Source organism: Enterobacter sp. BIDMC 27 (genome assembly GCF_000534415.1).
Lineage (GTDB): Bacteria > Pseudomonadota > Gammaproteobacteria > Enterobacterales > Enterobacteriaceae > Enterobacter > Enterobacter hormaechei_C.
On record NZ_KI973178.1, the window covers coordinates 31,802 to 46,111 of the forward strand.

Below are 14,310 nucleotides of genomic sequence, written 5' to 3' on the forward strand. Positions count from 1 at the left end.
CGTTTTATGGTGCCGGATTCACCAGCATCTGCCCTACCGATCCCCTGTCCATCATCTCCAGCGTCTGGCTGTGGAACAGGAACGGGAAGTGCGGCCAGGAAGGCTGACCGTAGTAGACGAGCAGTTCGACCTGGCCATCCACCCAGACGGTATCTTTCCAGCCCCTGTCTTCCGGGAACGGCATCGCCCCGTTGACGTTGCGGATCAGGAATGACACCCCTTCAATATGGAACGACTGCGGCATCTCCGAGCGGACGGTCCAGCGCTCCCATGTTCCCTGTTGGGCGGTGATATCAATGCGGTTTACGTCCCACAGCGAACCGTTGATGCCCGGATCGTCGCCAAGGCTGATATCGCGACTGCGTACTGCCGGGCCGGTCACAATCTCCTGCGGCAGCAGGCGCATCGGCAGGCTGTCGGTCACCAGCGGCAACAGGCCGGTCGGGCGCAGCGTCAGCACCAGCGTGGAGACCAGAACGCTCGACGGTTCAAAGAAGCCACGAATACGGTCAACAATGCTTGCCGCTTCGCCGCAGGTCACGGACACTTCATCCCCGTTGGTCATATCCACGAGGATCTCACGACGTTCGCCCGGTGCCAGCGCCAGCTGTTTTACCGACACCGGCGCAGGTAATAACCCCTGATCGCCTGAAATCACGTGCAGCGCGCGGCCGTCGCTCATCTGCAACTGGTAGCGGCGCGAGTTAGAGGCATTCAGCAGACGCAGGCGCACCCAGCCACGAGACACTTCGACATACGGGCTTTGCGCGCCGTTAACCAGCAGCGTATCGCCCACAAAACCACCGCTGCCCGGCTCGCTGTACTCCGGCGTGCCGAAGTTATCCAGCCGCTTGTCCTGAATAATGATCGGGAAATCATCGACGCCGTAGTGATTCGGGATCGGCAGCGTTTTGCTGACCTCATCTTCAATCAGCCACATTCCGGCCAGGCCGTTGTAGACCTGCTGGGCGGTGCGGTTCGGGGTGTTGGCGTGATACCACAATGTCGCCGCGCTCTGACGAATCGGGAGGACGGGCGCCCAGTCGGCATTCGGCGACATCATGCGTGCCGCGCCGCCAATCAGCGGCCCCGGCACCTGCAAACCACTGACGGTCATCGCGACATTTTCCGTCGTACGGTTACTGTAGATGAGCTTAACGTCATCGCCATTCCACACGCGAATGGTCGGCCCGAGGTAGCGTCCGTTAATGCCCCATACCTGCGCGCGCGTTCCCTGGGTAAAGGACCAGTGGCTACGCTGAAGCGTGAGGAATAGCGGCTGCCCGCGACGGGATTCAATCAACGGCGGAATAGGCAGCGGCTGTTGCTGCCCGGCGGCGCTGGCTGTCCGCGGCATCGCACCCGCACAAAGGGCGATACCCGAAGCCTGAATAAACTGACGCCGACTGAGTGACATATAAGCTCCATCTGAAACGACTAACAACGCGGGAATTCGTTTTCCCTTACACGACACCGGGTCAAATCTTACCGGCGGCTTCTCGCTCTGCAACTTCTTTATCGAGCTGCGCAATATGCTGAGCCATCAGCTCGCGGCAGTGCGTGGCCAGCTCGCGCACCTGGTCTTTACCGTATTTTGAGGTATCTACCGGCGGCAGCATTTCGACAATGACCAGTCCGTTATTCAGACGGTTAAGATTAATCTTATTCGATGTATTGGAAACACACACGGGAATAATTGGAACGCCTGCCGCAATTGCAGCATGAAACGCGCCGGTCTTAAACGGCAGCAGGCCGCGACCACGGCTGCGCGTCCCTTCCGGGAACATCCAGATGGAAATCCGGCGCTTTTTAAACTGATCCACCACTTCCGCAATGGTGCCATGCGCTTTGGCGCGGTTGTTACGGTCAATCAGTAAGTTACCGGTGAGCCAGTACAGCTGACCGAAAAACGGGATCCACAGCAGGCTTTTTTTACCCACGGTTACGGTCGGCGGAAGAACAATATTTGAGGCCGTCACCATATCGTAGTTGTTCTGATGGTTAGCGATATAGATGGCGTTACCGAAATTCTCCGCCCCTTCAGGCAGACGCTTTTCAACCTTCAGGCCAAATAGCGGCGCAAGACGACCAAACATGTGGCCAAACGTCGCGACATGCTTTGGGTTACGCGGGCTGAACAGGCAATAAATCGATCCGAAAATACAGACCAGAATGCAATAAATAACGGTAAGAATGAGACGAACAATGTATAGCATAGCGACCTCTGAAGCCCTGACAGCTGACAATTATACTTCACCTGTGGCCAGGTAAGGACTTTATTACGAGCGCGTATTGTTAATCGCAACGCACGAATTAACAACGTTTTTACGGGAAATTTTATGGTAATTCCCCCTCCGGAAAGAGGGGGGATGAAACAGGTTACTCTTCGCTGTCGTCCGCTTTGCTGCGCGCCGGCGAGTCGATCTCCACGCGGTCAATTCGCTGGAGGCCGCGCATCAGTGAGCCGCGACGTCCACGCTCACCCACCACCTTCTGCAACTCTTCCGGACGCAGTTTGATTTTACGCTTGCCGACATGAATGGTCAGGGTGCTCTGCGGCGGCAGCAGGAAGAGATGCGCGAGGCCATCGACGCCTTTTGCCGCTTCCGCTGACGGGATACTGATGATCTTGTTGCCCTTCCCTTTCGACAGCTCCGGCAGATCGCTGACCGGGAACATCAGCATGCGTCCGGCAGCGGTGATCGCCAGCAGCATGTCGCTTTCGTTCTCGATGATCAGCGGCGGCATGACGTGTGCGTTATCCGGCAGGCTAATCAGCGCCTTACCAGCACGGTTACGCGACACCAGATCGTTGAAGGTACAGATAAAGCCGTAGCCCGCATCAGACGCCATCAGCAGTTTTTGATCGTCGGCCTCCATCAGCATATGGTCCACCGTGGCGCCCGGCGGCAGCGTCAGCTTGCCAGTTAGCGGTTCGCCCTGGCCGCGCGCAGACGGCAGCGTGATCGGGTCGATGGCGTAGCTGCGGCCCGTGGAGTCGATGAACGCCACCGGCTGGTTACTCTTGCCCTTCACCGCCGCCTTGAAGCTGTCACCGGATTTGTAGCTCAGACCCGGCGCGTCGATATCGTGGCCTTTGGCGCTACGTACCCAGCCGCTCTGGGAAAGCACGATGGTCACCGGCTCGGAAGGCAGCATGTCGTGCTCGTTCATCGCCTTCGCCTCTTCGCGCTCGTGCAGCGGAGAACGACGGTCGTCGCCAAAGGCGTCGGCATCGGCCTGCAACTCTTTCTTCAGCAGGGTGTTCATCTTGCGCTCGGATGCCAGAATCGCCTGAAGCTGATCGCGCTCTTTTTCCAGCTCGTTCTGCTCGCCGCGGATCTTCATCTCTTCCAGTCTGGCGAGATGGCGCAATTTCAGTTCGAGGATCGCTTCGGCCTGGGTTTCGCTGATGCCAAAGCGCGACATCAGGGCAGGCTTAGGTTCGTCCTCGGTACGAATGATCTCGATCACTTCGTCAATGTTGAGGAACGCCACCAGCAAACCTTCGAGGATATGCAGGCGCTTAAGCACTTTTTCCAGACGATGGTTCAGACGACGGCGCACCGTATCGCGGCGGAAGGCCAGCCATTCGGTGAGGATCTCCAGCAGGTTTTTCACCGCCGGACGACCGTCCAGACCAATCATGTTCAGGTTGATGCGGTAGCTTTTTTCCAGATCGGTAGTGGCGAACAGGTGGTTCATCACCTGCTCCATGTCCACGCGGTTAGAGCGCGGCACGATCACCAGACGGGTCGGGTTTTCGTGGTCCGATTCGTCGCGCAGGTCGTCCACCATCGGCAGCTTTTTATTGCGCATCTGGGAGGCGATCTGCTCCAGCACCTTCGCACCGGACACCTGGTGCGGCAGCGCGGTGATCACCACTGCCCCGTCTTCTTTGGTCCACACCGCGCGCATGCGCACGGAGCCGCGACCGTTCTGGTAGATTTTGCGGATTTCCGCGCGCGAGGTGATGATCTCGGCTTCGGTCGGGTAGTCCGGCCCCTGCACGATATCCAGCAGATCGTCCAGAGAGGTTTTCGGCTGCTCAATCAGGGTGATGGCGGCTTTTGCCACTTCACGCAGGTTGTGCGGCGGAATGTCCGTCGCCATGCCCACGGCGATACCGGTCGTGCCGTTCAGCAGGATGTTCGGCAGACGCGCAGGCAGCATCTTCGGCTCCTGCATCGTACCGTCGAAGTTTGGCACCCAGTCGACCGTCCCCTGCCCCAGCTCGCCCAACAGCACTTCGGCATATTTAGACAGGCGGGATTCGGTATAACGCATTGCCGCGAAGGATTTCGGATCGTCCGGCGCCCCCCAGTTCCCCTGGCCATCCACCAGCGGATAGCGATAAGAGAACGGCTGGGCCATCAGCACCATCGCTTCATAGCAGGCGCTGTCGCCGTGCGGATGGTATTTACCCAGCACGTCGCCGACGGTACGGGCGGATTTCTTAAACTTGGCGGTAGCATTCAGTCCCAGTTCGGACATCGCATAGACGATGCGGCGCTGAACGGGCTTCAGGCCATCCCCGATAAACGGCAACGCCCTGTCCATGATGACGTACATGGAGTAGTTCAGGTAGGCGTTTTCCGTGAATTCATGTAGCGCGAGGCGCTCTGCCATATCGCTCATTACGTGTGATTCCTCAACTCAGAAACCGATGGGTTTCAGGCAATATTGCCGCAGATACTACCTCATCTGGCGAGTTGAGTCACAAAGAAAAAGGGCCGCATAAGCGGCCCTTTCCGGGTTATTTGTTCAGCTTGATAACCTGCTTCACGTCGATTTCAAACTCGTTCCAGTCTTTATCGATTTTACCCTGGAGTTCGACTTTATCCTGCGGGCTGACGGTCACGCCGTTCCAGCGCTTGTGGTCGATCTCCACCACCACCGTGCCGCTCTCATCGCGGAAGGTGTAACGGTCATCGGACAGGCGCTCGGTAATGTTCCCGCGCAGCTTCACCCAGGCATCGTCCTTCAGGTCTTTCACTTTAGCCGCGGGGGTGAGGTTGGCGTTGTTATCGACAAAGCCACCCTGCTGGGTTTGCGTCTGGTTCTGTGTCGCAGATGGGCCAGAGAAACCACCCTGTGCAGCAAAGACAGGGGCCGTGGTCATCATCATGATGGCAGCAATTGCAGCGAATTTTTTCATCTTTATCTCTCCCTTTAATGTCGTTTCACAATCCATTAAACAGGGTAAACCTTAACAACTTCTTAAGGGGAAAATTTATTTATTTTTACTGTACAGCAGGCGCTTGCAGAAGGTTTACTGACGGCATCAAGGAGGAAATATGCGCATTTTACTGGTAGAAGACGACAGGCTCATCGGCGACGGCATCAAAGCGGGCTTAAGCAAAATGGGCTTTAACGTGGACTGGTTTACCGACGGTAAAACCGGGCAGTCGGCCCTGTACACCGCGCCGTATGATGCCGTGGTGCTGGACCTGACGCTGCCAGAAATCGACGGGCTTGAGATCCTGCGCGCCTGGCGCGAAAGCGGTAAGAGCGAACCGGTGCTGATCCTGACCGCGCGGGATGCGCTGAATCAGCGCGTCGAAGGGTTACGCCTGGGGGCGGATGATTACCTGTGTAAGCCGTTCGCGCTGATTGAAGTGGCGGCCCGCCTTGAAGCGCTGGTGCGCCGCAGTCACGGGCAGGCGCGCAGCGAGCTGCGTCACGGCAAGGTCACGCTCGATCCGGCAAGCCTTGTCGCCACGCTGGAGGGCGAAACGCTGGTGCTCAAACCCAAAGAGTTCGCCCTGCTGGAGCTGCTGATGCGCAACGCGGGCCGCGTGCTGCCGCGCAAGACCATCGAGGAGAAACTCTACAACTGGGATGATGACGTCTCCAGCAACGCCGTCGAAGTCCACGTTCATCATTTACGCCGCAAGCTCGGCAGCGAATTTATCCGCACCGTGCACGGCATCGGTTATACCCTGGGTGACGCATGAAACTGACCCTACGCCTGAGCCTGAAGCTGCGCCTGACGCTCCTCTTTTTGTTGCTGTCCCTGGCGGCCTGGTTTGCCGCAAGCGTGGTGGCCTGGCACCAGACGACCGACAAGCTCGATAAGCTGTTCGATACCCAGCAGATGCTGTTTGCCAAACGGCTGCTGACGATGGACGTGGACGAACTCCGCGCCCCGGAACGCATGCGCGAGGTACCGAAAAAAGCCAAACACGGCCATCTGGACGACGATGCGCTGGCCTTCGCAATCTTCACCGCCGACGGCAGCATGGTGCTTAACGACGGCGAAAACGGGCGCGACATACCTTACCTCTACCGCCGGGACGGGTTTGATGACGGTCGCTTGCAGGATGACAACGACGAATGGCGTTTCCTGTGGCTGACTTCTCCGGACGGGAAATACCGCGTGGTGGTTGGCCAGGAGTGGGAGTACCGACAGGATATGGCGCTGGACGTGGTCAGCTCGCAGCTGACGCCGTGGCTGGTGGCGCTGCCCGTAATGCTACTGTTGCTGATTGTTCTGCTGAGCCGGGAACTGAAACCGCTGAAAAAACTGGCGCAGACCCTGCGCTCGCGCTCGCCGGATGCGACCGATACGCTGCCCACCCACGGCGTGCCGACGGAGGTTCGCCCGCTGCTTGATGCGCTTAACCATCTTTTCGCCCGTACGCAGGAGATGATGGCCCGCGAGCGCCGCTTCACCTCGGATGCCGCCCATGAGTTGCGCAGCCCGCTGGCCGCGCTGAAGGTGCAAACCGACGTGGCGCAGCTTTCCTTTGACGATCCCGGGGCGCAGTCTAAAGCGCTGGGGCAGCTGCATGCGGGCATCGACCGCGCCTCCCGGCTGGTGGACCAGCTTCTCACCCTGTCGCGCCTGGATTCACTGGATAATCTTGATGACGTCGAACCCGTGATGATGGCCGATTTGCTGCAATCCGCGGTGCTGGATATCTGGCATCCGGCGCAGCAGGCGGGCATTGATATTCGGCTCAACGTCAACGCGCCCGAGGTGATGCGTCACGGACAGCCGCTACTGCTGAGCCTTCTGGCGCGTAACCTGCTGGACAACGCCGTTCGTTACAGCCCGCGCGGCAGCGTGGTGGACGTGACGCTGCATACCCAAAGCTTTACCGTGCGCGACAACGGCCCGGGCATTTCTTCCGATGCGCTGGCGCGTCTCGGCGAGCGCTTTTATCGTCCACCGGGCCAGGACGCCACCGGCAGCGGTCTGGGGTTGTCTATCGTCAAGCGTATCGCGACGTTACATGGGATGAGCGTCTCGCTGGGCAATGCGCCGGAAGGGGGCTTTGAGGTGACCGTCAGCTGGTAGCCATTATTGCGCTGAGCGCAAAAGACTTTGCACATTTTGCTTATTTTTCCGCTCCGTCCTCGCGCGTAGAATACCCGGCATACTCTCAGCATCGAGGACAAATAATGAGCAATATTCTGATTATCAACGGCGCGAAAGAATTTGCGCACTCTAAAGGCCAGCTCAATGACACCCTGACCGAGGTCGCGGATGGTTTCCTGCGCGACGCCGGACATGATGTTAAGGTCGTGCGCGCGGACAGCGATTACGACGTGAAGGCCGAAGTGCAGAACTTCCTGTGGGCCGACGTGGTTATCTGGCAGATGCCGGGCTGGTGGATGGGCGCACCGTGGACCGTGAAAAAATACATGGACGATGTGTTTACCGAAGGTCACGGTTCGCTGTATGCCAGCGACGGCCGCACCCGCTCAGACGCGTCTAAAAAATACGGTTCCGGCGGCCTGATTCAGGGCAAGAAATACATGCTCTCCCTGACATGGAATGCCCCGCTAGAAGCGTTCACTGAGCAAGATCAGTTCTTCGAAGGCGTGGGCGTAGACGGCGCGTATCTGCCGTTCCACAAGGCGAATCAGTTCCTGGGTATGGAGCCGCTGCCGACCTTTATCGTCAACGACGTGATTAAAATGCCGGACGTCCCGCGCTATATCGCAGAATATCGCAAGCATCTCGCGGAAATTTTTGCTTAACTGGTAGCCTGGAATTAGAAGGAGTTAATTATGCTTACCGTTATTGCTGAAATCCGTACGCGTCCTGGCCAACATCACCGCCAGGCGGTACTGGATGAGTTCGCGAAGATCATCCCGACCGTACTGAAAGAAGAAGGCTGCCACGGCTACGCGCCGATGGTGGACGCCGCCACCAGCGCAAGCTTCCAGGCGACCGCGCCAGACTCCATCATCATGGTTGAGCAGTGGGAAACCGTCGCGCACCTTGAAGCGCATTTGCAGACTCCGCACATGAAAGCGTGGAGTGAGGCGGTAAAAGGTGACGTGCTGGATACCCATATCCGAATTCTGGAGCAAGGGGTTTAAGGTTCGTGGAATTTGCCGGGTGGCACTGCGTTTACCCGGCCTACAAAACCTGACTCGTAGGCCCGGTAAGCGCTAGCGCCACCGGGCTTTTTGTATCATCTTAATACTTAACTGCTATGCTTATTCTGACTTCATTGTTAACAGGAGGATGGAATGGGTCTTTTTAACTTCGTGAAAGAAGCAGGCGAAAAGCTGTGGGATAACCTGACCGATCATAAAGGTCAGGGCGACAAAATCACCGAGCACCTCAAGAAACTCAACATTCCCGGTTCCGATAAGGTTCAGGTTAACGTCACTGACGGCAAGGCCAGCGTGACGGGCGACGGGCTGACGCAGGAGCAGAAAGAAAAAATCCAGGTCGCCGTCGGCAACATCGCGGGCGTCAGCGAAGTGGAGAACAATATCACCGCGACAGATGCCAAAGATGAAGCCACCTACTATACGGTGAAATCCGGCGATACCCTGAGCGCAATCTCTAAAACCGTGTACGGCGATGCCAACCAGTACAATAAGATTTTTGAGGCTAACCGTCCAATGCTCTCCAGCCCGGATAAGATCTATCCCGGTCAGACGCTGCGTATTCCGAAAGCGTGATCGATAAGTCGGGGGTTACCCCCCGACTGTTTTTACCAGTACAGTTTCCAGCTCTGCGTAAAACGCACCAGTGCCTCAACGTAGAAGTAATCGCCCCAGCTCGCGCACTCATCCACGCCTTTATTGCTCGCCAGGTGATACACCGAGTGCTTAAGCAGCCCGTTGCCCTTCTCTTCTTTGCCCATCAGATAGTGCTTTGTCAGCGAGGACATAATCCCTTTCGCCCATTCGAGGTAACGTTCGCGATCCGGATCTGTGACCGGCAGATGTTTCACCAGCTCCAGCAGTCCACACACCGCAATTGCCGCCGAGGAAGAATCACGCAGTGCGTCGGTGCCCACCAGCGCCAGATCCCAGTGGCAGACGTAGTCTTCCGGCAGGCGATTGAGGAAGTAGTTTGCCAGCCGTTTTGACAGGGCGATCATCGTTTCGTCGCCGGTATAGATATAGCTCAGCAGGAAACCGTAAATGCCCCAAGCCTGCCCGCGCGACCAGCAGGAGTCGTCGGCGTAGCCCTGCTGGGTGTTGCCGTAGCGCGGTGCGCCGGTTGCCACATCCATATAGTAGGTGTGGAAGGTGGAGGCATCGTCACGAATGAGGTATGTCGCGGCCTGCATGACGTGCGCTTTTGCGGCGTCGGCAAAGCGCGGATCGCCCGTCTGCTCCGTTGCCCAGTAGAGCAGCGGCAGGTTCATGTTGCAGTCGATGATCATCCGCCCGGCCTGCTCCGGATCGGAGAGATCGCCCCACGCCTGGATGATTTTCGCCTTCTCGTGGAAGCGTTCCAGCAGGGCTTCCGCCGCCAGCAGCGAGAAGCCGCGCGCCTCGCGGTTTCCGGTCAGCCGCCACGCGGCTACGCAGGAGAGCGTGTAGAGGAAGCCTAAATCGTGGGTGTTGGTGTCGTTGCGCCCGGCGATGCGCAGGCCAAACGAGCGCACGTGTTTTTCCGCCATCGCGCGGAATTTTTCCTCGCCGCTCATCTCCCATGCCAGCCACAGCTGCCCGGTCCAGAAGCTGGTGGTCCACTCCACGTTGTCAGTCAGCGGATAAAAACCGTTCTGGCAGGTTTCCGCCGGGAATTTGTCGCCGAACTCCGTTAAATGACGGCTAATCAGGTCGAGAACGTGGCTGCGCGCCGAATTCAGTTCATCGCTGAATGCGCGGGAGTCAACGGGCGCAGCGATAACAGGCAGACGTTCTTCTTTGATACGACTTAACATATTTCGGTTCCTTCTTTGACGGCGTAATTTATCGAGTTGACGTTTCTGCTACGTTCAGCGCACGAGCCCCGCGCCATTTGCTCTGACAGGCGGATAACGTAAAAGCAGAAATAAGGGTAAAGGTCAGCGCCGTTGCGCCCATGATGATATAGGTGTGCTCAAAGCCAATACGGTCATACATATAGCCGGCAGGGGAAGAGACCACCACGTTGCCAACGTAGAGCATCGCCTGATAGCCGAGTAAATACATGGTGGCATTGACGCGCTTGTCGAAATGCTCGGCGATATATTTAAATACCGACACCAGCAGGAGACAAATTTCCAGACCGTACAGCGGCTTAAGCACTGAAATTAACAGGTGTGAATCACACATGCCGGAAATAATCAGACGCGCCCCAACCACCAGCCCGACAATTAACAGCCCGCGTTTGGCGCCAATAAAGTTCACAAACAGCGGGACCACCATATACATGACAAATTCCATGCCCGACTGTACGGTCCCGAGATAGCCGAATACGGCGTTGCCCTCATGAATATCATCGAAGAAGGTGACGAAATAGCGCGAGAATTGCTGCTCAGCGATAAACATCATCCACGCCACGCCCGCCACGTACAGGCAGAAGGCCCAGAATTTGCGGTTACGCAGCAGGGCGTAAACGTCGGACGGGGCAATTTTCTCTTTCGTCAGCACCTCGCCTGCGTGAGCGGAGTTAGTGTTCACTTTCAGGCTCAGCAGGACAATCAGCATCACCACCGACGCCACGCTGCCGAGAATAAAGTTATACGCCGGTGAGAGGTTGAACAGCAGGCCGGAGAAAGATGACGCCACCGCCCAGCCGAGCGATCCCCACATACGGATCTGCCCGAACTCCATGCCATTCAAACGGCTAAAGCGGTCGGAATAGGATTCACACGCCGCCACGCCCGCGTACCAGGCAAAGCTTAAATAGAGCGCGCCGATAATAATCCCCAGCAGGGTATTAGACATTAACAGCGGCTGGTAAACATAAATAAAGAATGGCGCCATCAGGGCCGACATGATCACCACAAAATAGAGCAGATATTTGCTCATGCCGATCTTATCGAGAATATAGCCGTAGATCGGCTTGAGAATAACGGAGAATATCCCGTTCACCGCAAAGACGGTTCCAATCACCGATCCGCTCAGGTTGGCTTTCTGACCGAGCCAGATCGCCAGCAGACCAATACTGGCAGACCAGGTAAAGAAATAGAGAAAGATAAAGCTGCTGATTTTGTAATATTCAGTTCTGTTGGTTGTCGATGTGCTTTTCATATCATCCTCGCCGGGGTGTAGGGCCAGATTTTTATAATGTGAACGACAGCTTACGTTCGCTTCCGGGTTCGCTAATCACGACCTGGTTATGGGTTATATTCAGCTGCGGCGTCGCCGCAGCGGGCTGTTTTCCGCCAGCCAGAACGGCGCAACAGAGCCAGCTTTCCCCTTGCGGGAGGTCAGCTTTTAACAGCGGAATGGAGGCGCACTCCGCAAACATAATGCTGCTGTTCGGCGGCGTGACGATGCTGTCTGGCTGGCGCTGAATGATCGGCGAAAGATCGACAATGACGCTGCTGCCGTTTTCAGCCAACAGATAACAACCGCGTTCGCGCACCTGATGGGCGGTTTTCATCACCGCAAAGCCGCCCTCGACGGTTTGCAGAGTGCGCGCGCTGTTGATACGGTGCAGGCGCAGGTGCCACTCCCCGAACGGGATCTGCCAGGTCGCAATCTGCACGTCGCGCCACGGCGACCAGCGCGAGAAAATGTAATTTTCATCCACCCGAACCTCGTCGCACTCGCGACGACCGCGGAAATAGTCATCTCCGTCCGCCAGCAGCAGCATGGAATCGCAGGCGGCATGCTTCAGGCCAAAACGCCCGCGCTCAAGGGTGAATCCGAAGCGGCTGGAGTAGGCAAATTTGGTGTATTTCGCTTCGGTGTTGACGTAGTTGTTCAGCTCCAGCTGACCGGCGGTGAGCATGACGACGTGCTGCGAATCTTTCGAATGCATCAGGATCTGCTGCGCATGCGGAATCACATGTTTTTCAGCAAGCGCGGGCAGCGGTTGTTCTTCCGCCTGCCAGAACGGGTGTGCTTCCGGCAGCGCCAGGATCAGATAGGTTTTCAGCGCCCAGTACGGTGAACCGGGGGAGTTGTAATCCTCGCACATCGCCAGGTTCGGATACGCAAACCCCAGGGTAAGAATACCGTCGCGATCGACAATCGACTGCTGCTGCCACCAGCGCAGATGCCGCAGCACAATGCCCTTCACGATGCCCGGGGTGAAGACGTCCAGTTGAGAAAAGGCCACCGCGCTCCAGAAGGCAACCATGGCAAAGCGGTAGGTCAGGCTGCGGCCAAACGGCACCGAGGCGCCATCGGCGGCGGACCAGTAGATAAAGTCTTCCGCGAACAGACGCGAGCGCTCGCGCAGCACCTTCGCCCTCGCCTCGTCGTCACTCAGCGTGGCGTAAATCAGGCCGTAGAAATGGAAAGCCATGGAGATGTAGTAATCTTTCGGGCGGCCGGGACCGTCGGAATACCAGCCGTCGCCGAGGTAGTAGGCGTCCATCAGCGCAAAGCGGTGGTCAATGGCGGCCCGATCGTACGGCAGGCCGGCGCGCTTAAAGCCGAGCTGGACCATAATGGCAAAATAGTTCCAGTTGCTGTCCGGCATCTGCGCGTCGGTGATTTGGTTGAGCCACGCGTGCAGGTTCATCACCTCGCGCCCGGTTAAATGGGCGGTGAGTTTATCCCCCAGCAGAGCGAGCCCCAGACCGTAGGCCGCCATCTCCACCAGACGTTGATCGTACGGGCCGGTTTCACCCCAGTAGCCGCTGCTTTGCGGGTCGGTACCAAGCTTAATGGCAGTAAGGTACTTCTCGCTGAACGGCGTGCTTTCGCCAGATGCCATCAGCGGAAACAGCCCCCACAGCGCGCGAGAAAGTCCCTCCATCTGCGCAATATCCGCTGTGTAATGGGCGCAGGTGTCGCCCAGCGGGAATCGTGAACGGTTCGCCGGAAATTGCGTGTCCAGCGCCTGTAAAAGTGCATTCAACGACGCCACTACCTCCTGGCGTGAAGACAACGGATTTGATTTTTCTTTGTTTGCCGCCCACATCGGTTCGCCCTCGTAATCAACTGCGGCAAAGCATAGTGAATCCGCAAGGGGCAGAAATGTTAGCCATGTCACAGGCATGAACGATGAATAAACCTCCAGTTGAGAAAATTTAAAAAGGTGGTTTATAAAGACGATCAGACGGGAAAAAGTTGAGTTTTATTGCACTATGCGCGACACGCCGACATCCGACCTTCTGGAACTGATCGCCCTGAATGATACCGTGGCCTCGTTCAGCCGCCTGTTTGCCAATACGGTGCGCTACCATCACTGGCATCAGTGTCTGGAGATCCTCTATGTGGAAGAGGGCTTTGGCGTGGCGATTGTCGATAATCGTCACTACACCATGCGCCCCGGACGACTGTTTTTCTTCCCGCCTTTTACGCTGCACAAGGTCATGGTGGACGAACAGGCGGAGGCAATTTACCGCCGCACCATTATTCATCTCGACCAGCACGCGGTGCTGAAGATCCTGCGGGATTTTCCCCAGACCCGGCAGCGCCTGGAGCGGCTGTCACGCCGTGGCGGCGAAGCGTGGGTCGCCGATTTAGCCCACTGTCACCACCATATCGACCATCTGTTTAGCTGCTATAAACCGCCGATGAACGGCGAGAGCATCGCCAGCCTGCTGATCGGCCTGTTCGCGATGCTCCCCGACGATCGCGACGGTGAGCCGGGCAACAGCCAGGGGATCGCCAGCCAGGTAATGTTCTGGCTCGACGAGCATTATCAGGAGAAATTTCGTCTGGATGCGCTGGCCGAAGAGCTGGGTAAATCACGCAGTTACGTATCGCGAAGATTCCATGCGGAAACGGGCGAAAAAATTCACGACTACCTGAACACGCTAAGGTTGCGTAAGGCGTGCGAGTGTTTACTCCACACGGATTCGAGCGTGCGTGACATTGCCGCACAGGCGGGATTTTCCGACGTGACGTGGTTTATCAGCGCATTTAAAAAGGGGATTGGCGAGACGCCGTTGCAGTACAGGAAGAACCATCGTGCGGTTTGACGCCCTCACCCCCGCC

General features: G+C 57.3%; 13 protein-coding genes. 6 read left to right on the forward strand and 7 right to left on the reverse strand.

Going from position 1 to position 14,310, the window contains the following annotated elements; all coding sequences use genetic code 11:
• Positions 1-4: 4 nt before the first annotated feature.
• The 4 genes from ftsP to L463_RS22285 all read right to left on the reverse strand — a co-directional run bounded on the left by ftsP (position 5) and on the right by L463_RS22285 (position 5,158).
• Positions 5-1,417 carry a cell division protein FtsP gene (gene ftsP / locus L463_RS22300; RefSeq protein ID WP_017692665.1) on the reverse strand — a complete coding sequence of 471 codons (1,413 nt, stop codon included), beginning with the start codon at positions 1,415-1,417 and terminating at the stop codon, positions 5-7.
• Between the two features lie 61 nt (positions 1,418-1,478).
• Positions 1,479-2,216, reverse strand: coding sequence for a 1-acylglycerol-3-phosphate O-acyltransferase (plsC, locus tag L463_RS22295; RefSeq protein WP_003862497.1), 738 nt, complete (start codon positions 2,214-2,216; stop codon positions 1,479-1,481).
• A 163-nt stretch (positions 2,217-2,379) separates the two neighbouring features.
• On the reverse strand, positions 2,380-4,638 hold the full coding sequence (parC, locus tag L463_RS22290; protein WP_015571873.1) for a DNA topoisomerase IV subunit A: 2,259 nt from the start codon (positions 4,636-4,638) through the stop codon (positions 2,380-2,382).
• Positions 4,639-4,756: 118 nt separating this feature from the next.
• Positions 4,757-5,158 (reverse strand): YgiW/YdeI family stress tolerance OB fold protein, encoded by a 402-nt coding sequence (locus L463_RS22285; RefSeq protein WP_032103340.1) that lies wholly within the window; start codon positions 5,156-5,158, stop codon positions 4,757-4,759.
• Positions 5,159-5,297: 139 nt separating this feature from the next.
• Between L463_RS22285 and qseB the strand changes: the two genes are divergently transcribed.
• The 5 genes from qseB to lysM all read left to right on the forward strand — a co-directional run bounded on the left by qseB (position 5,298) and on the right by lysM (position 8,928).
• On the forward strand, positions 5,298-5,957 hold the full coding sequence (gene qseB, locus L463_RS22280; protein WP_032103342.1) for a quorum sensing response regulator transcription factor QseB: 660 nt from the start codon (positions 5,298-5,300) through the stop codon (positions 5,955-5,957).
• Positions 5,954-7,303, forward strand: coding sequence for a quorum sensing histidine kinase QseC (gene qseC, locus L463_RS22275; protein ID WP_032103343.1), 1,350 nt, complete (start codon positions 5,954-5,956; stop codon positions 7,301-7,303). The genes qseB and qseC overlap by 4 nt, the downstream gene beginning before the upstream one ends.
• A gap of 104 nt (positions 7,304-7,407) precedes the next feature.
• Positions 7,408-7,989, forward strand: a complete 582-nt coding sequence (locus tag L463_RS22270) for an NAD(P)H-dependent oxidoreductase (RefSeq protein WP_015571876.1) — start codon at positions 7,408-7,410, stop codon at positions 7,987-7,989.
• Positions 7,990-8,019: 30 nt separating this feature from the next.
• Positions 8,020-8,334, forward strand: coding sequence for a putative quinol monooxygenase (locus tag L463_RS22265; RefSeq protein WP_015571877.1), 315 nt, complete (start codon positions 8,020-8,022; stop codon positions 8,332-8,334).
• Positions 8,335-8,487: 153 nt separating this feature from the next.
• Positions 8,488-8,928, forward strand: coding sequence for a peptidoglycan-binding protein LysM (gene lysM / locus L463_RS22260; protein WP_014885249.1), 441 nt, complete (start codon positions 8,488-8,490; stop codon positions 8,926-8,928).
• A 32-nt stretch (positions 8,929-8,960) separates the two neighbouring features.
• Here lysM and L463_RS22255 read toward each other — a convergent pair whose 3' ends face one another.
• Genes L463_RS22255 through L463_RS22245 form a run of 3 tightly spaced genes read right to left on the reverse strand, consistent with a single transcriptional unit; the run spans position 8,961 to position 13,288 of the window.
• Positions 8,961-10,148, reverse strand: a complete 1,188-nt coding sequence (locus L463_RS22255) for a glycoside hydrolase family 88 protein (protein ID WP_032103344.1) — start codon at positions 10,146-10,148, stop codon at positions 8,961-8,963.
• Positions 10,149-10,176: 28 nt separating this feature from the next.
• The gene (locus L463_RS22250) at positions 10,177-11,442 is read right to left on the reverse strand and encodes an oligosaccharide MFS transporter (RefSeq protein WP_015571880.1); all 1,266 of its coding nucleotides are present in this window, start codon (positions 11,440-11,442) and stop codon (positions 10,177-10,179) included.
• Positions 11,443-11,473: 31 nt separating this feature from the next.
• On the reverse strand, positions 11,474-13,288 hold the full coding sequence (locus tag L463_RS22245; RefSeq protein ID WP_032103345.1) for a DUF2264 domain-containing protein: 1,815 nt from the start codon (positions 13,286-13,288) through the stop codon (positions 11,474-11,476).
• A gap of 166 nt (positions 13,289-13,454) precedes the next feature.
• Here L463_RS22245 and L463_RS22240 point away from each other — a divergent pair, with 166 nt between their 5' ends.
• Positions 13,455-14,294 (forward strand): AraC family transcriptional regulator, encoded by an 840-nt coding sequence (locus L463_RS22240; protein WP_023295450.1) that lies wholly within the window; start codon positions 13,455-13,457, stop codon positions 14,292-14,294.
• Positions 14,295-14,310: the final 16 nt, after the last annotated feature.